This window comes from Aliiroseovarius sediminilitoris, from assembly GCF_900109955.1.
Lineage (GTDB): Bacteria > Pseudomonadota > Alphaproteobacteria > Rhodobacterales > Rhodobacteraceae > Aliiroseovarius > Aliiroseovarius sediminilitoris.
The window spans coordinates 991,652-1,014,662 of the sequence record NZ_FOJB01000001.1 but is presented as its reverse complement, the minus strand read 5'-3'; the positions used below and the strand labels follow the sequence as shown (position 1 = coordinate 1,014,662).

The 23,011-nt window shown below is 60.8% G+C and carries 24 protein-coding genes and 1 riboswitch; of the genes, 19 read left to right on the top strand and 5 right to left on the bottom strand.

The features are described 5' to 3' along the window. The first annotated feature begins 19 nt into the window (after positions 1 to 19). From BMY55_RS16885 to BMY55_RS04940, 15 genes are all read left to right on the top strand, one after another. A complete protein-coding gene (locus BMY55_RS16885; RefSeq protein ID WP_177179290.1) occupies positions 20 to 169 on the top strand; it encodes a hypothetical protein in 150 nt (49 codons plus the stop codon). Beyond that, the gene (rimM, locus tag BMY55_RS05005) at positions 166 to 678 is read left to right on the top strand and encodes a ribosome maturation factor RimM (protein WP_091428853.1); all 513 of its coding nucleotides are present in this window, start codon (positions 166 to 168) and stop codon (positions 676 to 678) included. Before BMY55_RS16885 ends, rimM begins: the two co-directional genes overlap by 4 nt. After that, positions 675 to 1,493, top strand: coding sequence for a hypothetical protein (locus BMY55_RS05000; RefSeq protein ID WP_091428852.1), 819 nt, complete (start codon positions 675 to 677; stop codon positions 1,491 to 1,493). The genes rimM and BMY55_RS05000 overlap by 4 nt, the downstream gene beginning before the upstream one ends. Positions 1,494 to 1,590: 97 nt before the next feature. Further along, the gene (gene trmD, locus BMY55_RS04995) at positions 1,591 to 2,397 is read left to right on the top strand and encodes a tRNA (guanosine(37)-N1)-methyltransferase TrmD (RefSeq protein ID WP_091428849.1); all 807 of its coding nucleotides are present in this window, start codon (positions 1,591 to 1,593) and stop codon (positions 2,395 to 2,397) included. Between the two features lie 834 nt (positions 2,398 to 3,231). Then, positions 3,232 to 3,606, top strand: a complete 375-nt coding sequence (rplS, locus tag BMY55_RS04990; protein WP_091428846.1) for a 50S ribosomal protein L19 — start codon at positions 3,232 to 3,234, stop codon at positions 3,604 to 3,606. Positions 3,607 to 3,617: 11 nt separating this feature from the next. Continuing rightward, positions 3,618 to 3,839 carry a 50S ribosomal protein L31 gene (gene rpmE, locus BMY55_RS04985; protein WP_091428845.1) on the top strand — a complete coding sequence of 74 codons (222 nt, stop codon included), beginning with the start codon at positions 3,618 to 3,620 and terminating at the stop codon, positions 3,837 to 3,839. A gap of 197 nt (positions 3,840 to 4,036) precedes the next feature. Further along, positions 4,037 to 4,849 (top strand): division plane positioning ATPase MipZ, encoded by an 813-nt coding sequence (locus BMY55_RS04980; protein ID WP_091428842.1) that lies wholly within the window; start codon positions 4,037 to 4,039, stop codon positions 4,847 to 4,849. 61 nt (positions 4,850 to 4,910) lie between these two features. Beyond that, a complete protein-coding gene (locus BMY55_RS04975; protein WP_091428835.1) occupies positions 4,911 to 5,858 on the top strand; it encodes an ABC transporter permease in 948 nt (315 codons plus the stop codon). Next, the gene (locus tag BMY55_RS04970) at positions 5,855 to 6,679 is read left to right on the top strand and encodes an ABC transporter permease (RefSeq protein WP_407639004.1); all 825 of its coding nucleotides are present in this window, start codon (positions 5,855 to 5,857) and stop codon (positions 6,677 to 6,679) included. Before BMY55_RS04975 ends, BMY55_RS04970 begins: the two co-directional genes overlap by 4 nt. Then, a complete protein-coding gene (locus BMY55_RS04965) occupies positions 6,676 to 8,253 on the top strand; it encodes an ABC transporter ATP-binding protein (RefSeq protein ID WP_091428833.1) in 1,578 nt (525 codons plus the stop codon). The genes BMY55_RS04970 and BMY55_RS04965 overlap by 4 nt, the downstream gene beginning before the upstream one ends. A gap of 1 nt (position 8,254) precedes the next feature. Further along, entirely contained in the window at positions 8,255 to 9,694 is a 1,440-nt protein-coding gene (locus BMY55_RS04960; protein ID WP_091428832.1) for an aldehyde dehydrogenase family protein, read from the top strand. 3 nt (positions 9,695 to 9,697) lie between these two features. Continuing rightward, complete coding sequence (locus BMY55_RS04955) at positions 9,698 to 10,855, top strand: winged helix-turn-helix domain-containing protein (protein WP_091428831.1); 1,158 nt, start codon at positions 9,698 to 9,700, stop codon at positions 10,853 to 10,855. A 56-nt stretch (positions 10,856 to 10,911) separates the two neighbouring features. Continuing rightward, the gene (locus BMY55_RS04950) at positions 10,912 to 11,652 is read left to right on the top strand and encodes an SDR family oxidoreductase (RefSeq protein WP_091432044.1); all 741 of its coding nucleotides are present in this window, start codon (positions 10,912 to 10,914) and stop codon (positions 11,650 to 11,652) included. Positions 11,653 to 11,716: 64 nt separating this feature from the next. After that, positions 11,717 to 12,703, top strand: coding sequence for a P1 family peptidase (locus BMY55_RS04945; RefSeq protein WP_091428829.1), 987 nt, complete (start codon positions 11,717 to 11,719; stop codon positions 12,701 to 12,703). Between the two features lie 10 nt (positions 12,704 to 12,713). Then, a complete protein-coding gene (locus tag BMY55_RS04940) occupies positions 12,714 to 13,271 on the top strand; it encodes a hypothetical protein (protein ID WP_091428828.1) in 558 nt (185 codons plus the stop codon). Positions 13,272 to 13,274: 3 nt separating this feature from the next. Here the strand turns inward: BMY55_RS04940 and BMY55_RS04935 are convergent, their stop codons facing one another. Beyond that, positions 13,275 to 14,057 carry an alpha/beta hydrolase gene (locus tag BMY55_RS04935; protein ID WP_091428827.1) on the bottom strand — a complete coding sequence of 261 codons (783 nt, stop codon included), beginning with the start codon at positions 14,055 to 14,057 and terminating at the stop codon, positions 13,275 to 13,277. A gap of 63 nt (positions 14,058 to 14,120) precedes the next feature. Between BMY55_RS04935 and BMY55_RS04930 the strand changes: the two genes are divergently transcribed. The 4 genes from BMY55_RS04930 (at position 14,121) to BMY55_RS04915 (ending at position 19,366) form a co-directional block, all read left to right on the top strand. Continuing rightward, positions 14,121 to 15,599 (top strand): NAD-dependent succinate-semialdehyde dehydrogenase, encoded by a 1,479-nt coding sequence (locus BMY55_RS04930; RefSeq protein WP_091428826.1) that lies wholly within the window; start codon positions 14,121 to 14,123, stop codon positions 15,597 to 15,599. Positions 15,600 to 15,707: 108 nt separating this feature from the next. Then, positions 15,708 to 16,247 carry an RNA polymerase sigma factor gene (locus tag BMY55_RS04925; RefSeq protein WP_091432043.1) on the top strand — a complete coding sequence of 180 codons (540 nt, stop codon included), beginning with the start codon at positions 15,708 to 15,710 and terminating at the stop codon, positions 16,245 to 16,247. Beyond that, positions 16,244 to 18,208, top strand: a complete 1,965-nt coding sequence (locus BMY55_RS04920) for a vWA domain-containing protein (protein ID WP_091428825.1) — start codon at positions 16,244 to 16,246, stop codon at positions 18,206 to 18,208. Before BMY55_RS04925 ends, BMY55_RS04920 begins: the two co-directional genes overlap by 4 nt. A gap of 61 nt (positions 18,209 to 18,269) precedes the next feature. Next, positions 18,270 to 18,410: riboswitch (FMN riboswitch) on the top strand. 77 nt (positions 18,411 to 18,487) lie between these two features. Beyond that, positions 18,488 to 19,366 (top strand): DMT family transporter, encoded by an 879-nt coding sequence (locus BMY55_RS04915; protein ID WP_091428824.1) that lies wholly within the window; start codon positions 18,488 to 18,490, stop codon positions 19,364 to 19,366. Positions 19,367 to 19,422: 56 nt separating this feature from the next. Here BMY55_RS04915 and BMY55_RS04910 read toward each other — a convergent pair whose 3' ends face one another. From BMY55_RS04910 to glcF, 4 genes are all read right to left on the bottom strand, one after another. Beyond that, positions 19,423 to 19,875 (bottom strand): Hsp20 family protein, encoded by a 453-nt coding sequence (locus BMY55_RS04910; RefSeq protein WP_091428822.1) that lies wholly within the window; start codon positions 19,873 to 19,875, stop codon positions 19,423 to 19,425. A gap of 120 nt (positions 19,876 to 19,995) precedes the next feature. Beyond that, positions 19,996 to 20,751, bottom strand: a complete 756-nt coding sequence (locus tag BMY55_RS04905) for a trypsin-like serine peptidase (RefSeq protein WP_091428821.1) — start codon at positions 20,749 to 20,751, stop codon at positions 19,996 to 19,998. A 62-nt stretch (positions 20,752 to 20,813) separates the two neighbouring features. Beyond that, positions 20,814 to 21,641: a trypsin-like serine peptidase gene (locus BMY55_RS04900; RefSeq protein ID WP_091428819.1), complete on the bottom strand. Its 828-nt coding sequence runs from the start codon at positions 21,639 to 21,641 to the stop codon at positions 20,814 to 20,816. An 89-nt stretch (positions 21,642 to 21,730) separates the two neighbouring features. Further along, positions 21,731 to 23,011: a glycolate oxidase subunit GlcF gene (gene glcF, locus BMY55_RS04895; protein ID WP_091428817.1), complete on the bottom strand. Its 1,281-nt coding sequence runs from the start codon at positions 23,009 to 23,011 to the stop codon at positions 21,731 to 21,733.

The following is a 23,011-nucleotide window of genomic DNA, read 5'->3' as shown; positions in this document are numbered from 1 at the left end:
CATCCAAGGAAGCTGTGCCATGGGTTTGCTATTTCGTCCCTTTCGGTTGATCCTGATCGTCGGTGCCGGGTTTCTGGCCGGGTTGCTGTTTGAACGAAACTCCATGACGGACCGTTGCCTTGATCGGGGCGGTGCCGTGGATCGTGGCATTTGCGTAGGTGTGGAATGAGCGAACATCGAATTTGCGTGGGTGCAATTGCCGGAGCCTACGGCGTCAAAGGCGAGGTGCGCTTGAAAAGTTTCTGCGCCGAGCCAAAGGCCATCGGCGACTATAGCCCGCTCTGGTCCGAGGACGGCACCCGCCAGTTTGAACTGGCGTTGGACCGCCCCATCAAGAACGGGTTCGCCGCCCGGATCGACGGTGTGCGCACCAAGGAAGATGCCGATGCGTTACGGGGCACCCGGCTTTTCACCGATCGCAATGCGCTGCCGACGCTGCCCGATGACGAATACTATCATGCAGACCTGATCGGATTGACCGTTTTGGACACGGGTGGCCGCGAGCTTGGCCGCGTTTCTGCGGTGCACAACCATGGCGCCAGCGACGTGCTGGAGGTGCAAGGCCCCGGCCTGAAGACGGGCGCGCTTCTGCCCTTCACACTCGAGGCCGTGCCGACCGTTGATCTGGCCGCGGGCCGGATCATCGCCGATCCACCCAAAGGCGTCTTTCCGGAATGATCTCCGGAAGACCTCATGTCATCGTTCATGCCGGGTTCCACAAAACCGGCACGACAAGCCTTCAGGACTTCCTCAGCCAGAACCGTGCCCCCCTGTCGCCGTTTTTTGACTATTACGGCCAACGGGATTTCATGAACGCCGGTGCCGCCGCGCGTCTTTATGCCCAGCGCCCTTTTCCACATCGCCTGTATCTGTTTCGCAAGGCCTTTCGGACATTTCTGGCATCGATCCCAGACCACGAGGTCATTATCCTATCGCGCGAAAGTTTTTCCGGCGGGATGCCGGGACACCGGATGCTGGGCGGGCGGATGATTACAAGCTATCTTCCCGCCGCCCAGAAACTTGCCCGAACCATTGTGAAAGAATTGCGTCTGCGCTTCGGGCCTGATGTTGCGATCACGTTCCTCTATACCACCCGCGACCGCGAAGACTGGCTTCGGTCGGTGCACGGGCACCTGTTGCGCTCGATCCGCCTGACCGATGATTTCGACACCTTTCGCGGGCGATTTTCGGCGGGCATCGGCCCGGTTGACGAAGCGCGGCGCATGGCGAAGACGTTGTCCCCTATCCCGGTCGTGACCGCTGCATTGGAAGATCACACCGACGACCCGAACGGGCTGGCCACGGCGGTGCTTGATCTGGCGCAGGTGCCCCGTGCGGCGCGCGTTGGCCTGACGCCCGCCCCGCATACCAACCGGGGTCAGGGCGCGGGGCTGCGCAAGGCATTTCTGGCGCTCAACCGTCAGGGGCTTTCAAAGTCGGAGTTGAAGGCGCAAAAAGAACGCCTTCTGTCGCCCCATCGGCGAACACCCTGACTTCCCACCCCCTCCGAAACCCGGTATGGGAGGCGCCATGACGAGCAAACCAAGAGCCCCTTCAACCGATGCAAGCGCAAGCCCCAAGTCTCGCGCTATGAAATCGCACGGCAAAATTGCGGTCTCGGCATCGCTTAAACCGCGCGAGTTGATGACCGACACGCCGCGCTATGCCGGGGTCTGGACCGCAAAGGTCATCACCCTGTTTCCCGGCGCCTTTCCCGGCGTGCTGGGCGAAAGCCTGACCGGGCGGGCTTTGAACGAAGGGCTATGGGCGCTGGAACCGATCGACCTGCGACCGTTTGGCGAAGGAAAGCACCGCAATGTCGACGACACCCCGGCGGGTGGTGGGGCGGGTATGGTGCTGCGCGCCGATGTCTTGGGGAATGCCATCGACACCGCGCAATCCGGCGTATCCAGCGACCGCGCCAAATGGCCGATCCTCTACATGTCGCCGCGCGGCAAGCCTTTGGATCAGGCCATGGCGCACCGCTTTGCCGCCTGCGACGGCCTGACCATCCTGTGCGGGCGGTTTGAAGGCGTCGATGAACGGGTGCTGGAGGAATACGAGGTTGAAGAGGTCAGTCTGGGCGACTTCGTCCTGACCGGCGGTGAAATCGCCGCCCAAGCTGTGCTGGATGCCACCGTGCGGCTTCTGCCGGGCGTTTTGGGCAACGAAGCCTCGACCGAAGAGGAAAGTTTTTCCGCTGGGCTGCTGGAACATCCCCAATACACCCGCCCCGCCGAATGGCGCGGCCGCACCATTCCCGAGGTTCTGACATCGGGTCATCACGGCAAGATCGCGGCCTGGCGGCGCGAGGCGAGTGAACAACTTACACGCGAGCGCAGGCCAGATTTGTGGGAATCATTGCGGCGGAAACGGGACAAAGACGGGGCTGAATGACCGGTTTCGTCCAAATTCAATCAAGGCTTTTTTGTGGCGTTGTTTCGAAAAGTGTAACTGTTCACAAAAATAACCCTTAACTGTTTCTAAAACATCTAAAAACTCGCGACTTATAACCTTTCGTACTCGCCATTTATGGGGAACCGAGAAAGGTGAATTTGTGTCATTTATTGGGCGTGCGACGTTTAATCAACGATAGACCGAACCACCCATTTCAAAAGATTTCGCAGACCGACACGCGACCATCTTTCTTAGTCTCTTTTCGATTGAAAACAGTTTGTGAACTTCGAACTCTGAACGACCGACACACGGCAAGGAAAGGTGAACGACATGGAACTTTTGATCACAGCGAAACAAAACCGCATCAACGCACTGAACGCCCTTGCGCAAAAGAAACGCGCGTCTTGCACTCAGCGCCCCTCGGCGACCCTCAAGCGTCGCATCCCCATGTTCCGCTCAGCACGGAACGAATTTTCGACACCCCTCGTCCTCGTCTGACGGACACCACTCACGAATGCCGAAGTGAAGGAAGCCGCATCTTTTTTCCCGGGTGCGGCTTCCGCCTTTTCTGTCCCGCTTCAACCGCCTCCAAACCGCTTGATCCGCTGGTAAATTGGGCCTATACACCGCCCGTCTGCCACTCTTCCGAGTCGCGCGGGCGTTTTTCATTTGGGGTGGTGCTTTCTTCTGCATCCCAAAACCCGGCTGAAGAACGGAAAAAGAAACGACGGACGACCTCCTGCGGGCGCACATGCGGACCCGGTGAAGACACGGAGCTCTTGGACGGCAGCTAACTTTGCGGACCAACCGCAAGCATAGATAGGAGATGGTCAGATGAACCTGATCGCAGAGCTTGAGGCGGAACAAGTTGCCGCCCTGGGAAAAGACATTCCCGATTTCAAAGCCGGTGACACCATCCGTGTCGGCTTCAAAGTGACCGAAGGGTCGCGCACCCGTGTGCAGAACTATGAAGGCGTTTGCATCAGCCGTAAGAACGGCGCAGGCATTGCCGGTTCGTTCACTGTTCGCAAGATTTCCTTTGGCGAAGGCGTGGAACGTGTGTTCCCGCTGCATTCGACCAACATCGACAGCATCACCGTGGTTCGCCGTGGTCGCGTGCGTCGTGCGAAAATGTATTACCTGCGGACCCGCCGCGGTAAATCGGCACGTATCGCAGAAGATGCAAACTACAAAACCAAGAAAGCATAAGGAGCGTCGTTATGAAAAAGGATATCCATCCCGACTACCACATGATCGACGTCAAGATGACCGACGGCACGATCGTGCAGATGAAATCGACCTGGGGCAAGGAAGGCGATACCATGTCGCTGGACATCGACCCAACGGCGCACCCGGCATGGAATGGCGGCAGCTCGCGCCTGCTGGACACCGGTGGTCGCGTGTCGAAATTCAAATCGAAATACGAAGGTTTTGGCTTCTAAGCCCAACCTCTTTCGAGGCAGAAACGCCGTCCCAAGTGGGGCGGCGTTTTTCGTTGCGTCTGGCTATACCCAAATTCAGCCCCTATGGCACTGAAGACTCAACCCGGATTTCAATGCGCAGAACACCTTCCCCCCGCTGGGCTTCGTATTTATAGTCCCCGCACATAAGAAGCTGCACAACAGTCGGGGATACAGGCGTGGCGCATATTATCGTGGTCGGAAACGAAAAGGGCGGGGCCGGTAAATCCACCGTGTCCATGCATGTGGCAACTGCGCTTGCGCGGCTGGGGCATAAGGTCGGGGTTCTTGATCTGGATCTGCGCCAGAAGACCTTTGGCCGCTTTGTCGAAAACCGCAAAGCCACCATGGCGCGCGCCGGGGTTGATCTCGCCACCCCCGAATACCACGACTTGCCCGAAGTCGATCCCGCCACGCTGAAACCCGGCGAAAACCCTTATGATCGCCGCCTGTCCATGGCCGTGGCGAAACTGGAGGCGGATCGGGATTTCATCATCATCGACTGCCCCGGATCGCACACGCGGCTGAGCCAGGTCGCGCATTCACTGGCGGACACGCTGATCACGCCGCTGAATGACAGTTTTGTTGATTTCGACCTGCTGGCCCATATCGACCCGGACACCAACAAGGTCAAAGGCCCCTCGGTCTATTCCGAGATGGTTTGGAACGCACGTCAGCTTCGCGCCAAGGCCGGGCTGAAACCGATTGACTGGATCGTGGTGCGCAACCGTCTGGGCGCACAGATGATGCACAACAAGAAAAAGATGGGCGATGCGGTCGATGATCTGTCCAAGCGCATCGGCTTTCGTGTGGCCCCCGGCTTTAACGAAAGGGTCATCTTCCGTGAATTGTTCCCGCGTGGCCTGACCCTGCTTGACCTGCGCGATATCGGAGTGGTGGGGCAGATGAACATCTCGAACGTCGCGGCTCGTCAGGAATTGCGCGAGTTGATGAAGGCCCTGAACCTGCCCGGTGTCGAGGTGAAAATCTAACCACGCGCGCCACACTTTTTCCCCCTTTCGGAAGGGCGTGGCTCCGACTACCCTCGCGATCATGTTGAGTTTTGTCCTGACCCGCGCCTTGTCGCTTGGCCTCAGTCTTGTGGTTGCCTCGTTGGTGATCTTCGCGATGATCGAGGTAATCCCCGGCGATCCGGCGTCCTTCATGCTGGGGCTGAATGCTCAGCCGGAAACGATTGCCGCCCTACGCGTGGAACTGGGGTTGGATGGCTCGCTACCCGCCCGGTATCTGGGTTGGGTGGGCGGGCTAGTAACCGGGGATTTCGGCCTGTCCTATACCTATCGCGTGCCGGTGTCCGAACTGGTGCTGGAGCGGCTTCAGGTCTCATTGCCGCTCGCGCTGCTTGCTCTATGTCTCTCCACTCTGATCGCCATCCCTGTCGGCCTGTTTGCCGCCGCCAGGCGCGGCAATCCCGCCGACTATGCCATCATGGGGGTCACGCAACTGGGCATCGCCGTGCCGAATTTCTGGTTTGCGATGCTGTTGGTGATGGTCTTTGCCGTGCAGCTTCGTTGGTTTTCTGCCGGAGGGTTCCCGGGTTGGGATGAAGGGTTCTGGCCCGCAATCAAGGCGTTGACCCTGCCCGCAGTGGCCCTTGCCTTGCCGCAAGCGTCAATTCTGGCCCGTGTCATGCGATCATCACTGCTGGATGTTCTGCATCAGGACTATATGCGCACCGCCCGCGCCAAGGGGCTGAGCATCGCTCAGGCCACGCGCCGCCACGCACTGCGCAACGCACTGATCCCGGTGCTAACCATCATCGGATTACAATTCAGCTTCCTGCTGGCCGGCGCGATCATCATCGAAAACGTCTTTTTCCTGCCCGGTCTTGGGCGCCTGATCTTTCAGGCCATCACGCAGCGTGACCTTGTCGTCGTGGAAAGTGTGGTGATGTTGCTGGTTTTTGCAGTGATCCTTGTGACATTTTTGGTTGATGTGGCCTACGCGCTGGTTGATCCCCGATTGCGGAGGCGCAGATGATCCGTCTGCCCGCCCAGCTTTGGATTGGTGCGGCGTTCAGCACCGTCTTGCTGGCGGCGGCCCTTCTGTCATTCCTCTGGACGCCCTATGACGTCACCGCGCTGAACATTGCCGCGAAGCTACGCGCCCCGTCAGCAGAGTTCCTTTTGGGCACCGACCATTTCGGGCGCGATCTTCTGTCGATGCTGATGGAGGGCGGGCGTATTTCCATCGCCGTGGCAGTGCTTGCCGTGGGCATCGGCATGGCGCTTGGCGTGCCGCTTGGTCTTTTAGCCGCAGCCCATCGGGGCGGGAGGCTGGACGAGGTCATCATGCGCGGTAATGACCTGATCTTCGCGTTCCCGTCACTCGTCATCGCCATCCTGATCACCGCAACCTTCGGCCCGTCCGCGACCAATGCCATCATCGCCATCGGCATTTTCAACATCCCCGTGTTCGCGCGTGTGGCACGCGGTGGCGCGCTGACGATCTGGACACAAGAATTCATCTTGGCCGCGCGCGTCGCTGGCAAGGGCAAAGCCAGGATCAGTGTCGAACACGTCCTGCCCAACATCGCAAACCTGCTGATCGTGCAGGGCACCATACAGTTCTCGCTGGGCATTCTGGCAGAAGCTGGGCTGAGCTACGTGGGCCTTGGCGCGCAGCCCCCGACAGCCAGTTGGGGGCGAATGCTGGCGGATGCGCAGACCATGATCTATTCCCACCCGCGCCTGGCCATCGCGCCGGGGCTGGCCATCGTCGTGATGGTGCTGGGCCTGAACCTGATGGGTGACGGGCTGCGCGATCTGCTTGATCCCCGGATCAGAAGGGCGCGCGGATGATCCGGATCGAAAACCTGAGCCTGTCGATCCACAACATTCCGATCCTGCGCGATGTGGATCTGGCCATTGCGCCCGGACAGGTGGTCGGACTGGTGGGCGAAAGCGGGTCGGGCAAGTCGATGACGGCGCTTGCCCTGATGGGGCTTTTGCCACGCGGCATGATCCAATCCGGGCAGATGAGGTTAGAGGACACCGACCTTACGACGCTGGACGAAGACGCGATGTGCAGCATCCGCGGGCGCCGCATCTCGATGATCTTTCAGGAACCGATGACCGCGCTGAACCCGGTCAAGACCATCGGCGATCAGGTGGCCGAGACGCTGTTGGTCCATGGCCGTGCCAGTCGTGACAACGCCAAGCGCATCGCAGCCGAGAAGCTCGCCCGCGTGGGCCTGCCGCAAGATCGCTTCCCGCTGGATCGCTATCCGCATGAGCTGTCCGGTGGACAACGGCAGCGGGTTTGCATCGCCATGGCCATCGCCCTGCATCCCGATCTGTTGATCGCGGATGAACCAACCACGGCGCTGGATGTGACCACGCAGGCGCAGATTCTTGGGCTGCTGAAAGAGCTGGTCGCCGAAGAGGGTATGGGGCTTCTGCTGATCACCCACGACCTGGCCGTGGTGGCGGGCATGGCCGATCATGTCGCCGTCATGCGCAAGGGCGAGATCGTTGAGCAGGGTGAAACCGAGCCGCTGTTTCGCACCATGTCGCACCCCTATACGCGGAAGTTGCTGGATGCCTCCGGCCACGTGCCGGACGGTCAGGCCATTCCGAAAGACGCGCCGCTGCTTGAGGTGCGCAGTGCGGTGCGTGACTACCCCCTGCCCCGCACGCACCTGTTTGGTTCGACCCCGCAATTTCGCGCCGTGGATGGGGTCAGCTTCACGTTGAACAAGGGCGAGAGCCTTGGATTGGTCGGCGAAAGCGGCTGCGGGAAATCGACGCTCAGCCGCGCCATTCTGGGTCTGGAACCGCTGCAAAGCGGAGAGATCCTTCTGAATGGCACGCCCATCGCGCCCGACATGCCGCACGCCCGCCGCGCCGGGCTGCAAGTGGTGTTTCAAGATCCCTATGGCAGCTTCAACCCCCGCTGGACTGTCGAACGGCTGGTCGCCGAGCCCTTTCACCTGCTGGGCAGCCGCCCCGAAGGCTGGCGCAACCGAGTGCACGATGCGCTGGCCGAGGTCGGCTTGGACGCAGACGCCATGACCCGGTATCCGCACGAGTTCTCTGGTGGCCAACGCCAACGCATCGCCATCGCCCGCGCGCTGATACTGCGGCCGGAACTGATCATTCTGGACGAAGCCGTGTCAGCGCTTGATGTCTCGATCCGCGCCGGTATCCTCGACCTGCTGGCAGACCTTCAGGCGCGTCACGGGATGGGCTATCTGTTCATCAGCCATGACCTTGGCGTGGTGCGCTCGATCACTGACCGGGTGCTGGTGATGAAGGCGGGAAAGATCGTCGAGGACGGCGCGACGGATGCGGTCTTTGCCGCGCCCCAACACGCCTATACACAAACCCTGATCAACGCCGCGCCGGTCATCCCGCCCGCGTGGAAGGAGGCTTAAGATGGAAGACCTTTGGTTCGATCCGACCGAGATCCTGATTGGCGGTCTGTGGCGCAAGACCGAGCGCACGCTGCCCGTCGAAGACCCCTCGACCGGCAAGGTTTTCACGCAAATCGGGCGCGGCACTGCTGATGAAATCGACGCCGCCGTGACCGCCGCGCAATCCGCACTGGAAGGCGATTGGGGTCGCATGACCGCCACCGAGCGCGGGCGCATTCTGACCCGAATCGGGCAGTTGGTTGAAACGCGCGTGGATGATCTGGCCGCGCTTGAGGCGCGCGATGTGGGCAAGCCCCTCACCCAAGCGCGCAACGACGCCGTGGCACTGGCCCGCTATATGGAGTTTTACGGGGGGGCTGCCGACAAGGTGATGGGTCAGACGATCCCATATCTTGATGGCTACACGGTCTATACCCTGCGTGAACCGCACGGAGTCACGGGTCATATCGTGCCGTGGAATTATCCGATGCAGATCATCGGCCGGTCCGTCGGGGCGGCACTTGCGATGGGCAATGCCTGCGTGTTGAAACCAGCCGAGGAAGCCTGCCTGACCGCGCTCGCCTTCGCGCGACTGGCCGAAGAAGCAGGGTTGCCCAAGGGTGCCTTGAACGTCGTCACCGGGCTGGGCGAGGAAGCGGGCGCTGCCCTGTCCGCCCATCCCGGCGTTCAGCATATCAGCTTCACGGGCTCGGTGTCCGTGGGCGGTTTGGTGCAAGCCGCCGCCGCGAAAAACGTGGTGCCGGTGACGTTGGAGCTTGGGGGCAAGTCACCTCAGCTCGTGTTCGACGATGCCGATCTGGACGCCGCCCTGCCCTTTCTGGTGGGCGCTTGCATCCAGAACGCGGGCCAGACCTGCTCGGCCAGTTCACGGGTGCTGGTGCAGCGCGCCGTCTATGATGACGTGGTGGCGCGGATGGGTGCGGCCTATGACGCCTTGAAAGTCGGACCTGCGACTGCCGATCTGAATGTTGGCCCCCTGATCTCGGCCCGCCAGAAAGAAATCGTCGAAACATTCTTGAGAAAAGGTAATGATCTGCGCATCGCCGGGCAGGGGCAGATCACAGACGTCCCCGAAGGCGGGCATTACGTGGCCCCGACCCTCTTTGCCGATGTGCCGCCAGACCACCCGCTGGCGCGCGACGAAGTGTTCGGCCCAGTCCAGGTCATCATCCCTTTCAAGACCGAAGAAGAAGCCGTTCAGATCGCAAACTCTACCGATTACGGTCTGGTGGCCAGCATCTGGACCGCCGACGGTGCGCGCCAGATGCGGCTGGCGAAACGGCTGCGTGCGGGGCAGGTGTTTATCAACAATTACGGCGCGGGTGGCGGGGTTGAACTGCCCTTCGGCGGTGTCGGGAAATCGGGTCACGGACGCGAAAAAGGGTTCGAAGCGCTTTACGGCTTCTCGCAACTCAAAACCATCGCCGCGAAACACGGGTAAGGCATGGGCGCGCACCTGAAACTTTCAAACAAGCAGGCGCGACACTTGTGGCTGTGGACCAACGCCCTGTCGGACACGCCCACCGGCCCGCTGGACCTCGACGCGATCATCAGGCGGTTGGGGTTCGTTCAGATCGACACGATCCGCAACGTGACCCGCGCGCACAACCACATCCTATGGAGCCGTAATCAGAATGTCCGTGAAGGGATGATCTGGGATCGGCTGGCCCAGCGTGATGTGTTCGAACATTTCACCCATGACGCCAGCCTGATCGACATGCGTGTTCTGCCATTCTGGCGGCGCCAGTTTGACCGTCTGGGCGCGCGGGTGGCGCGGCATGACTGGTATCAATCGGGGTTGGGACAAGCCCAAATCGCCGAGATTCGGCAACGCATCACGGACGAGGGCGCACTGTCCACCCACGCCTTCGACACCAAGGCCGAAACCCGCGAGATGTGGGCGCGCCCGCCGCACAAGAAGGCGCTGGATCAGATGTGGTATGCGGGCGAACTGGCAACCTGCCACCGCGAAAACTTCGTGAAGTTCTATGACCTTGGCGAACGGGTTTTCCCCACGCATGACCCCGCCGAGGATGCCCACGCCGTCGACTGGCTGTGCTCTGCCGCGATGGACCGGCTGAGCTTCGGCACGAGTGGCGAGGTGGGTCGTTTCTGGGAGGCGATGAGCGCGCGTGAGGCCAAAAACTGGTGTGACGCCGCCGAACTGGTGCCGGTCGAAATCGAGACGGCTGACAAGGGGTCGGTCACTTCCCTTGCCCATCCTGACATCGAAACGCGGCTCGCCACCCTGCCCGCGCCCACCACGCGGTTGCGCATCCTGAACCCGTTTGACCCGGCCATCCGCGACCGCGCCCGGTTGGAGCGTCTGTTCGGCTTCGACTACCGCAACGAAATGTTCGTCCCCAAGCCCAAACGACGCTGGGGCTATTACGTCTATCCTGTGCTGGAAGGCGACCGCTTCGTCGGGCGGATCGAGCTGAAAGCGGATCGCAAGGCCAAGACTCTGAGCGTGATTGGCTTCTGGCCTGAGCCCGGCGTGCGCTGGGTTGCCGCGCGCCATGCCAAGCTGGACGCCGAACTGTCGCGATTTGCGCGGTTCGCCGGGCTGGATCAGGTGCATTGGCTGACCCCGCGCGGTTGACTTGCACCGCTGCGCAAATCGGCGCAAGCTCGGCCCAGCAACCAAGGGGGGATCGGATGCGGCTTCAGGGTAAAACGGCGATCGTGACCGGCGGTGCGTCAGGCTTCGGCGCTGGTATTGTTCGCAAATTCGCAGCCGAGGGCGCAAGCGTGATGGTCGCCGACCTGAATGACGATCTGGCCCGCGCGGTGGCTGCCGAGGCGGGCGGCGTGGCCCATCACGTCGATGTCTCCAGCGGTGACAGCGTCGCCCAAATGGCCCGCGCGGCGCATGAGCTTTGGGGCCATGTGGACATAGTCGTGAACAATGCGGGCATCACACATTTGCCCAAACCGATGGAAGAGGTTGACGAGGGCGAGTTCGACCGCGTCTTTGCCGTCAACGCCAAATCGGTTTACCTGATGGCGCGTTATTTCGTGCCGTCGATGAAGGCGGCAGGCGCGGGCGCGATCCTGAACGTGGCCTCGACCGCCGGGCTTAGCCCGCGCCCGAACCTGAACTGGTACAACGCCTCCAAGGGTTGGATGATCACCGCGACCAAAGCGATGGCGGTTGAACTGGCCCCACATCGCGTTCGCGTCAACGCGATCTGCCCGGTTGCGGGCGAGACGCCGCTTCTGTCCAGCTTCATGGGCGAGGACACGCCCGAGATGCGCGCCAAGTTCCTGTCCACCATCCCGCTGGGCCGGTTTTCAACCCCCGAGGATATGGGCAACGCGGCGTGTTTCCTGTGCTCGGACGAAGCGTCAATGGTCACGGGCGTTGCGATGGAAGTCGACGGCGGGCGGTGCATCTGATGCTCCGGGGGTTTCACACCCCCGGACCCCCGTGGGATATTTGTGACAAGAAAAAGAGAACGAGATGAAACCCGGACCCCGCAATCTGATCACTGATGTCGCTGGCCTGCGGGTCGGCAATGCCCAGGACGAGGTGATCAAGACCGGCAGCACCGTGCTGGTGGGTGATGCCCCATTCACGGCGGGCGTTCACATCATGGGCGGTGCGCCGGGGACCCGCGAAACCGCCCTGCTGGCCCCTGACAAGCTGGTGCAGCAAGTGGATGCATTGGTTCTGTCGGGCGGATCAGCCTTTGGTCTGGATGCAGCATCCGGCGTGGCGGACGGGTTGCGCGCGCAGGATCGCGGGTTTCGGGTGGGCGACCAGCGCGTGCCGATTGTGCCGGGCGCGATCCTTTTTGATCTTCTGAACGGCGGCGACAAGGGCTGGGCCGAGAACCCTTATAAGGCGCTCGGTCGGGCGGCACTGGAAGTGGCAAGCGAAGATTTCACACTTGGCACGACCGGCGCGGGCACCGGTGCTACGGTTGACGGGTTGAAGGGCGGGTTAGGCTCGGCCTCATTGGTGATGGACAACGGCGTCACCGTGGGCGCATTGGTGGCGGTGAATGCTTTGGGCGCGGTAACAATGGGCGACGGTCCCACATTCTGGGCCGCACCCTGGGAGATGAACAGCGAGTTTGGCGCACGTGGCATGGGCACCAACGACCCGAGCACTGAACCTCGGCCCGAGGCGCGGCTGGGCGAAAACACCACCATCGCGATCATCGCCACCGATGCGGACCTGACCCAAGCGCAGGCCACCCGACTGGCCACCGCCGCTCATGACGGGATGGCGCGCGCGATCCATCCCAGCCACACACCCTTTGATGGCGACCTGGTATTTGCCGCCGCCACAGGGGCACACGCCATGCCTGACGCAGACTTTGATGCGCTGCGTCTGGGTCATGCCGCTGCCACCTGTCTGGCCCGTGCCATCGCGCGCGGGGTTTACGCGGCAAAGCCCGCTAAACATGACACATTGCCCGCATGGGCCGAGAAATTTTCTTGAGGAGGATCTTATGAAACACTTGTTCAAAGCCGTTGCTCTGGCCACCCTGCTGGCACCAACCCTTGCCGGAGCAGACGAAGTGACCGATACGCTTCAAAGCGCCCTGAAAGCCTATGAGGAAGGCGACATCACCTACACGCTGGAAGAACTGGAATACGCCAAACAATTGCTTCAGGCGATGAAAACAGCGGACCTGGCCAAGTTTCTGCCGGACGCCCCCGAGGGTTGGACGCGTGAGGTGTCGACCGAGATGAATGCGGGCCTTGCCATGCTGGGTGGCGGCGCGGGGGCCGAGGCGACCTATTCCAATGGGTCGGAAGAGTTTTCGATCACCATCATGGCGAATAACCCGATGGTGGGCGCGCTGTCTGGGATGCTGTCCAATGCCGGGCTGATGGGGGCAAAGCTTGAACGTGTCGGGAGGATGAAATATCTTAATCAGGATGGAGAATTGTCAGGCATCGTCGATGGCAGGATCTTGATTCAGGCCGAAGGCGCGGACCTTGAGGTGATGATCCCCGTGCTTGAAACCATCGACCACCGTGCGCTGGAAGATTTCGGCCGCTAGAGCCTAACGCAACAGATCGGCTACCATATCGCTGTCCGGGTCCATCAGTGGCTCGATCACATCAAAATGGTGTCGGTCGGGAATGATGACCAGATCGGCCTCGGACCAGAATAGCGCGAGGTCACGGGCCTGATCCAGAAAGGCAGGACGCTCGTCCGCCCCCACACAGACCGTGGTTGGAATACCGGCGCGCCGGTCTATCAGGGCGGGGCTTTCCGACTGCGCCTCGGCCTCGTCAATACGAAGCGTGTCATTCATGGCGGTTTGCATCAGGGGGTGCAAATCCCCCAGCGGCGAAATCGGCATGATTCGCACAATTCGGTCACGACAGACCAACGGCACATCATGACAGTTCATCCGCGCCACCAGATGCCCACCGGCGGAATGACCGACCAGCCGAATGGGGCCGGTTACATGCGCGGCCGCGGTGTCGATGGCCTTCGCGACAAAGCGCGTGATCTGGGATATGCGCGCGTCTGGCGCAAGCGGATAGGATGGCAGGGCTACAGCGTAACCCTGCGCAACCGAACCCGCCGCAAGATGGGTCCAGTCGCGGCGTCCGAACGCCTTCCAATACCCGCCATGAACGAACACTATCAAGCCCTTGGGTGGCGTGTCAGGCAACACCAGGTCAAACGCGTTCGAAGCATCTTCGCCATCCGGCAGGTCAAGCCGAAGATTCTTGTGCGATGCGCGAAAGTCGCTCGCCAATTTCTGCCATTTTGCCGGGAAATCGTATCCATTCGGGATGAAATCCGCGTTCGCATAGGCTATGTCGAAATTCATGACAGATGTCCTGTGATTGCGTCGGGACCACCCCGAACGACACCAGAGCTATGGGAGAGGAAAATGGCCGCCAATGCAACCGAGCTGAAGAGCTTGCTGAAAGACCCGTCCTTGGTCGAAACCCGCGCCTATGTGAACGGCGAATGGATCGATGCCAAAGACGGCGCAACCTTCGATGTCAAGAACCCCGCACGCGGCGATGTGATTGCCAAAGTGGCAGATCTGTCCCGCGCCGAAGTCGCGCACGCGATCGACTGCGCCGATAAGGCGGGCCGCGAATGGGCCAAGCGCACCGCGAAAGAACGCGCGGGCATCATGCGCAAATGGTTCAACCTTATGATGGAAAACCAGGGCGACCTGGCCACCATCCTGACCGCTGAAATGGGCAAACCCCTGGCCGAGGCGACCGGCGAGATCGCCTATGGTGCCAGCTTCATCGAATGGTTCGGCGAAGAGGCAAAACGCATCTATGGCGAAACCATCCCCGGCCACCAACCCGACAAGCGGCTGATGGTGATCCGTCAGCCGATCGGGGTCGTCGCCTCGATCACGCCGTGGAACTTCCCCAACGCGATGATCACACGCAAATGCGGCCCGGCTGTCGCGGCAGGATGTGGCTTTGTGGGGCGTCCGGCGGCGGAGACACCGCTGTCTGCCACCGCTCTGGCCGTCCTGGCTGACCGTGCGGGCATCCCGGCCGGTGTGTTCAACATCGTGCCCAGCTCGCGCAGTTCAGACATCGGCAAGGAGTTCTGCGAGAACCCCTTGGTGCGCAAGCTGACTTTCACAGGATCGACCAATGTTGGCCGCATCCTGCTGCGTCAGGCCGCCGATCAGGTGCTGAAATGCTCGATGGAGCTGGGCGGCAACGCGCCCTTCATCGTGTTTGACGACGCCGATCTGGATGCCGCCGTCGAAGGCGCCATCGCCTGCAAATTCCGCAACAATGGCCAGACCTGCGTCTGCGCCAACCGGATCTATGTGCAGGAAGGCGTCTATGACGAATTCGCCAAGCGCTTCACCAAGGCCGTGTCCGCCCTGCCCGTCGGTGACGGGTTGAACGAAGGCATTGCCCTGGGTCCATTGATCTCGCAAAGCGCGGTTGAAAAAGTGCGCGAGCACATCGCCGACGCAACCTCCAAGGGCGGCGAGATCATTTTGGGCGGCAAGGAGCACGAAAAAGGCGGGCTGTTCTTCGAACCCACAATTATCAAGAACGCCACGCGTGATATGGAGGTCGCCACGGACGAGACCTTCGGACCCATGGCGCCCTTGTTCAAGTTCAAGGATGAAGATGACGTGATCGCACAGGCCAACGACACGATTTTCGGGCTGGCGTCGTATTTCTATGCCAACAACCTGAGCCGTGTCTACAAAGTGGCCGAGGCGCTGGAATACGGGATCGTCGGGGTGAACACCGGCATCATCTCGACCGAAACCGCACCGTTTGGTGGCGTGAAACAATCGGGCCTTGGCCGCGAAGGTTCACGCCACGGGATCGAGGATTTCCTTGAGATGAAATATATCTGCATGTCGGTCTGATCTGAGTGAAAAAGCAATAGGTTCAAGGCGGTGGGGCAACCTGCCGCCTTTTTTCGTATTTCCGCCAAGGATTGACGTTTCGCCCGCGTCTTACTCTATGTGAAGATGATGACCGATCAGGACGAGGAACTGGCCGCAGCGGCGGTGACAGGGGACAGGGCTGCCTTCGCGGCCCTGCTGTCACGCCACTATGACCGGCTGTTCGCGTTTACGTTCCGGATGATGGGAAATCGGGCGGATGCCGAAGACCTGACGCAAGATATCTGCGCGGCCCTGCCCGCCAAGCTAAAAGGTTTCCGGGCCGAGGCACGGTTCACAACCTGGCTCTACCGCATTGCCGTGAATGCCGCCCATGACCGTCGCCGCCGTGCTGCAACCCACGCGCGGGCTGCCGATGGCTGGGGTGATTGGGAAGTGAACCGGCGCGCAGCCATCCGGGAAGAGACCGAGGCGCAGGATTGGCTGACCCAGGCCATGACCGCCCTGCCCGACGAGTTACGTGACACCGTCGCATTGGTTCTTGGTGAAGAATTGACACAGGCGCAAGCCGGCGACGTTCTGGGTCTGTCCGAAGGCACCATCGCCTGGCGGATGTCCGAAGTGAAGAAACGCCTGCGTGCGATGCGGGCTGAGGAGGACGCGATATGACCGACGATCTGGACGATCTGAAGGCCGCCCTGCACGCGGCCCCACCTGCCCCGGACGCCTCAAAGAAAGAGGCCGATCTGGCGCTTGCGATGAAAAATTTCGATGACCTCCAAGGATCGCGTGACGGCGCGCGTCCTACTTCTGACGCTCCGAAATTCGGGGCGCTTGGAAAAGGAGTTCTTGAAATGTTGAATGCGTTGAACACACGCGGCGGATTGGCTGCGACGACCGCGCTGGTGGCGGTGGGCTTTGCCGTGCTGGTGGTGATGCCGAATGTTGATCGGGTGGAAATGCCGGGGGTGACGATGACCCCGACACCCACAGTCGATGACACGCTGATTGAACGCGAAGAAGCAATCGCGCCGTCCGCCCCCAAACCTTTGGGAAAAGTTGCACAGCCGCCCGCACGGACTCGGTCTGACAGCACGACTGAGTTGCGTGCGCAGACCGGGCAAGCCACCCCTTCCGTTGTCGCCGAACCGTTGATGGAAGCGGACGGATCGCCCTTTGCGGACAGCGACGGTTACATCAAGTATGACGACATGCCCGGCATCCTACCCGTGCCGCGGGATGCACGCGGCGAAGAATACGCCAACGAGGTCCCTTCGCCCCTGAAAATTACAACCGAGGACCCGGTTTCCACCTTCTCGATCGACGTGGACACGGCCAGCTATGCGGTGGTGCGGCGCGATTTGAAATCGGGCTATCTGCCCAACCCGAACGCGGTGCGGATCGAGGAAATGGTGAACTACTTCCCCTACACCTACCCCGCGCCCGAGGGGCCGCATCCGTTCGCACCCACGGTTACGACGATGCAAACGCCGTGGAATTCCGGCACGCAACTGGTGCAAATCGGCATTCAGGGCGAGATGATCACGGACCGCCCACCGCTGAACCTGGTGTTCCTGATCGACACGTCCGGGTCGATGTCAGACCCCGATAAACTGCCGCTTCTGAAGCAAAGCCTGCGCCTGATGTTATCCGAATTGCGGCCGGAGGATGAGGTCGCCATCGTCGCTTATGCTGGCAGCGCAGGCGAGGTTCTGGAACCCACCAAAGCCGCAGATCGTGACACCATTCTGGGCGCTCTGGACCGGTTGGATGCTGGTGGATCGACCGCTGGTGCGCAAGGGATCGAACTGGCATATCAGATTGCGGACCGCATGGCCGCTGACGGCGAAGTTGGTCGAGTGCTGCTGGCCACGGATGGTGATTTCAATGTGGGCATTCACGACCCCGACGCGCTGAAGGATTTCATTGCGGACAAGCGCGACACCGGCACCTATCTGTCGATCCTGGGCTTCGGGCGCGGCAATCTGGATGACGCGACCATGCAGGCACTGGCGCAGAACGGAAATGGGCAGGCCGCGTATATCGATACGCTGGGCGAGGCGCGAAAAGTGCTCGTCGATCAGCTTTCCGGCGTGCTTTACCCCCTTGCTGATGACGTAAAAATACAAATCGAGTTCAACCCTACCCAAATCGCGGAATACCGTCTGATCGGCTATGAAACCCGCACCTTGGCGCGCGAGGACTTCAACAATGACAAGGTGGACGCGGGCGAGATTGGGGCGGGCCATCAGGTGACGGCGATCTACGAGGTCACGCCTGTCGGCTCGGATGCCGTTTTGACAGACGCGCTACGCTATGCCCCGAGCCCTGACGCGGATGGGTCGGACGAGATTGGCTTTCTCAAACTGCGCTACAAACGCCCCGGCGAGGATGTCAGCACGTTGATCGAGACGCCGATCATGTCCGATGCGGACAAAGCGGGCAGCGAACAGCAGTTTGCCGCCGCCATCGCTGGCTTCGGCCAGTTGCTGCGCGAGGACAAATATCTTGGCGACTGGACGTACTCCGACGCCATCGCGCTGGCCAACGGGTCCAAGGGCGACGACCCTTATGGCTACCGGGCCGAGGCGGTCACGCTGATGCGTCTGGCCGAAAGCCTGTCGAACTAAGGCCGCTTGACCGCGCGCCATCCCGAACCTATCTTCCCTGTCGCTGCCCCGGCCGGGGTGGCGACATTCTCAGGGCGGGGCGAAATTCCCCACCGGCGGTTACAGCCCGCGAGCGCCTCGCGTTTCTAATGAAACGCCTGGGTCAGCAGATCCGGTGAAATTCCGGGGCCGACGGTTAAAGTCCGGATGGAAGAGGATGGTCAAAGGCGCGACGGGTTTTCCCGCGCGCCTTGTCCTTCTGCCTTGGGTCAACGCGTAAGGAAGAAAGGACATTGCGCAATGGCTCATCAACTGACACTGACCACGCCTGTGAAGGCCGCTGGTCTCATGGTTCTGGCAGGCGCAAGCTTCGCCGTCGTGAACACAGCTCTGCAAGGGGCGACAATGAAAATGGGGGCGTCCGCGCCCTCGGTTACGTTCTGGCAATATCTGATCGCTTTGGGGTTTTACCTGCCATGGGTGGTTCGCCACCGTGCGGCGGCGATAAAAACCGGGCAGGTCTGGTTGCATATTCTGCGCGTCGCCTTGGCCGCCGGAGGTGTCCAGCTTTGGACGCTGGGCTTGGCGTATGTTCCGATCTGGCAGGCCATCGCACTTATCTTACTATCCCCGTTTTTTGTGACACTCGGTGCGGGGCTGTTCCTGCGTGAAACGGTGTCCATGCATCGCTGGGGTGCGGTCCTTCTTGGGATCATCGGCGGTGCAGTCATCCTTGAACCCTGGTCCGACCGGTTCGAGCTTGTGGCCCTTCTGCCCGTCGGCGCCGCCGCCCTTTGGGCGGCCAGTTCGGTGATCACGAAGTTTCTGACCCGCGCAGATGGGCCGGAGACAGTCACGATCTATCTTCTGGTCCTCCTCAGCCCGATCAATGCCGCTTTGGCGCTTGGGTCAGGGTTCACCCTGCCGATGGACGCAATCTGGCTGGTGGTCGGTGCCGGGCTATTGACCGCCTTTGCACAGCATGTGCTGGTGCGTGCCTACTCGCTGGCCGATGCGGCCTTCCTGCAACCGTTTGACCATCTGAAGCTGGTGTTCAACGTGGTGCTGGGATTTGCCGTTTTCGGTTTTCTGCCAACCGGGTCCATGTGGCTGGGCACCGCGATCATTCTGGCGGCCAGCTTTTACCTGCTGGAACAGGAACGACGTCAGACCGTGTAAAACAAAAGCGCGGAGGTTGTCCTCCGCGCCCATCTTATCGGATGATCAAGCCATGTTTAGGCTTCGATCGCTTTGCGTTCCACGTCCTTGGATTTTGCAATCTCGATCCGGCGCGGCTTCAAAGCCTCGGGCACTTCGCGCACAAGGTCGATATGCAACATACCATGTTCATGGGATGCGCCCGTCACGCGCACATGGTCGGCCAGATGAAAGCGGCGCTCGAACGCACGCGTGGCAATGCCACGGTGCAGATAGGTCCGCTCTTCCTCGTCCGCCTTCTTGGCCGAGATGACCAAGGCGTTTTCGCGAACTTCCACCGACAGTTCGTCTTCGGTGAAGCCCGCCACGGCAACCGAAATGCGCCAACCGTCGTCAGCGATCTTTTCAATGTTATAGGGCGGATAGCTTTCGCGGCTCACGTCATTGGTCAGCACCCGGTCCATCAAGTCGGCGATCTGATCGAAACCGACGGTGGCGCGGTATAGGGGCGAAAGGTCAAAGTTACGCATGGTGTCCTCCTGAAAGCGACAGTGTTGCGCCTTCCCTTCACTGGGACAGGCAGAGTTCCGGGCCCGATCCTTCGGCGCCCGTGCCACAGATTTATGGAAGTTTTTTCGCCCTTCAAGGGGTCAGGGACGCAGAAATTTCGCGCCACCATCATTCGACTGCCCGACGCCTAATCGGCGAGGCTTAAAACCGGTTTTACCAATGATGCCTGTTCCGGCCCGCAGGGCACGCTTTATTTCGGCCACACGCTCGAACAATTCTGTGCCATAGGCGATCTTGTTGCGCCCGCCCCGCGTTCCCGCGGACACGAGCGACACGATGCGCACGCGGCGTGCGCTGTCGTCAAACACCGGGGCCCCGGACGATCCGAACGTGACATCGCAATCAAAGGCCAGCAAACCTGCATTTCGCCCCAATACGTCACAGACCGCTTGCCGCGACAGGGCAGCATCGCGCCCTTCCCCGAAGCTGACCACCGACACTTTCCGTTTGGTGGGTGGAAGCTGCGCAACCGCAAACGGGGCTGCGACCGCCGCCGCAATTGGGGCGTCAAGTTGCACCAATCCAACATCGTTGCGAATATTCACAGCATTCATCCGCTGATTGGGGTCATAGTCCGGATGCATGATCGCCAGTTTCGCGTTGCGAGTTGCCACGGCGCGCCCGTCGCGCAAACCTGCCCGAAAGCGAAGCCCCTGGACATGGCCCGCACGCGCAACACTGCGCAGACAATGGGCGGCTGTCAGAACAAGGTCTGTTGTAATCAAGACACCGGTGCAATAACCCGTTTGCCCGAAATCCAGACGCCCAACAGCCTCGTATCCAAACAAGTCTTCACGTTTGGTCAAGCGGCGCAGGCTCGTGGACTCTTCCGCCATCGCGGCGGGAAGCGTTAGAAGAAGTGCCGAGAAACAAAGGAAAAAGCAGCGCAACCTTAGCATTACGGGCGCAGGAATTTTGCGCCGCCCGGGCCGGCGGCACCGGTTCCGAAGTTGCTTACCGGTGGGCGCGACACGGGCTGCACGCGCGCAAAGACGCCATCGCCATTGGCAAGCATATCCATGAGGTCCGCCAGCGGTTTTTCAAGGCTGGTGCCCAGCGACACAGGAATGTTCCGCACCATTGCCTTTGCCGAAATCACCGACACAATCGCGGGCTTTCCATCCTGCACCACAAAAACCGGCGCACCGGACGAGCCGAAATCGACTGAGCAACTCAGCACCAGCGCCCCGCTTTGACGCGCGAGCACCTTACACATTTCCTGCAATGCCGGACTTTCTGCGCGATCATGCGCATAGGACACGACGCCGACCTCGGCCCCCTTGCGCGGGCGGGAATGAATGGCGAACGGCTTGACCGAGCTTTTGCGGATCGGCTGATCCAACTCCAGCACCGCCAGATCGTTCACAACGCGGGCAGCCTTGTCATCGCCTGAAAAGGTGAAATCAGGATGCACAACCGCCCGGCGCACCCCGCGATAGGCCGACGCCCGACCGTTGCGCCAGCCCGCCAGAAACTGAATGTCTTTGGGTTGAACACGTTCGCCCGTGGTTTTGTCAAACATGCAATGCGCAGCAGTCAGCACCAGGTTTTCGCCAATCATCGCGCCAGTGCATAAGCCACCTGCGCCGATGTTCAACCGCCCTACGCCTTCCCATCCCCGGCTTTCATCCCCTGTCATCAAGGTTCGCAGCGGTGACGGATCGGATGCGACCAAAGGGCTGGCAAGCCATAGGCCCACCGCCATCATAGCGATTAGTTTCTTCATTTCTCTGCCTCTGGTGGGGCGGTTCTTCCACCCTCTCACCATATGTTTAGGGCGAAAATGGGGACAGGAAAAAGAAAAAACTGCCATGGTCAGGTCAATTTGCGTGGCTGTGGCCCCCCGGTTGCCCAATCCAACAACTCGACCGTGTGAACCACCGGGACACCTGTGCCCGATCCGATCTGCATCATGCAGCCAATATTACCGGCTGCGATGATCTCGGGCGTTTTGGCTTCCAGATTAGCGACCTTGCGGCGTTTCAACTCTTGCGAGATCGCGGGCTGCATCAGGTTATACGTCCCGGCGGACCCGCAGCATAGATGGGCATCGACGGGTTCGACGACCTCGAATCCTGCGCGTTTCAAAAGCGTTTTGGGGTGGGTTTTGACCTGCTGGCCGTGTTGCAAACTACAGGCCGAATGATAGGCCACCCGCTTGTTCATCTGCGCTTCGGGCAGATCGAGTTTCATCAGAAGTTCGCTGACATCCATGGCCAATGCCGACACCGTCGCAGCATCTTCGGCCAACGCGTCATTGCGGAACATGTGCCCGTAATCCTTGACGGTCGTGCCGCACCCTGAAGTGTTGATGACGATGGCGTCCAGCCCCGCGCCGTTTTTCTCGGCGATCCAGGCGGTGATATTTGCACCAGCCTGGGCGTGGCTCTCACGCTCTTTGCCCATGTGATGGGTCAGCGCCCCGCAACACCCCATGCCCTTGGCCACCACCACGTCACAGCCCAGTCGCGTCAGCAGGCGGATCGTTGCGTCATTGATGTCCGTGTCCAGTGCCTTCTGCGCGCAACCGGTCAACAGCGCCACGCGTTTCTTGCGCGCACCCTTGGCCGGAAAGGTTTGCGGCTTATCGTTCGGGCTGGGTTTTGGCAACTTGGGCGGTGCCATTTCCAGCATCGCCTCCAGTCGCGGGTCTGGCATGAATTTGCGCAGCGGGCGACCCAATCGGGCCGCTTGCATCGCCAGCCGGAACCGGCCCGGATAGGGGATGATCTGCGCCAGTGTCCAGCGCAGCAGCCGGTCAAACAGCGGGCGCTTATAGGTTTTTTCGATATGCGCGCGGGCGTGGTCGATCAGATGCATGTAATGCACGCCGGACGGACAGGTGGTCATGCAGGCAAGGCAGGACAGGCATTTATCCACATGCTCGACTGTTTTCTTGTCGGCAGGCCGCCCGGCCTCCAACATGTCCTTGATCAGATAGATGCGTCCGCGCGGGCTGTCGAGCTCATCCCCCAGCACCTGATAGCTGGGGCAGGTCGCCGTGCAAAACCCGCAATGCACGCAAGAACGCAGGATTTCATTGGCGCGCTTGATCGCAGGGTCTTTCAACTGCTCGTCAGTAAAATGCGTTTGCAT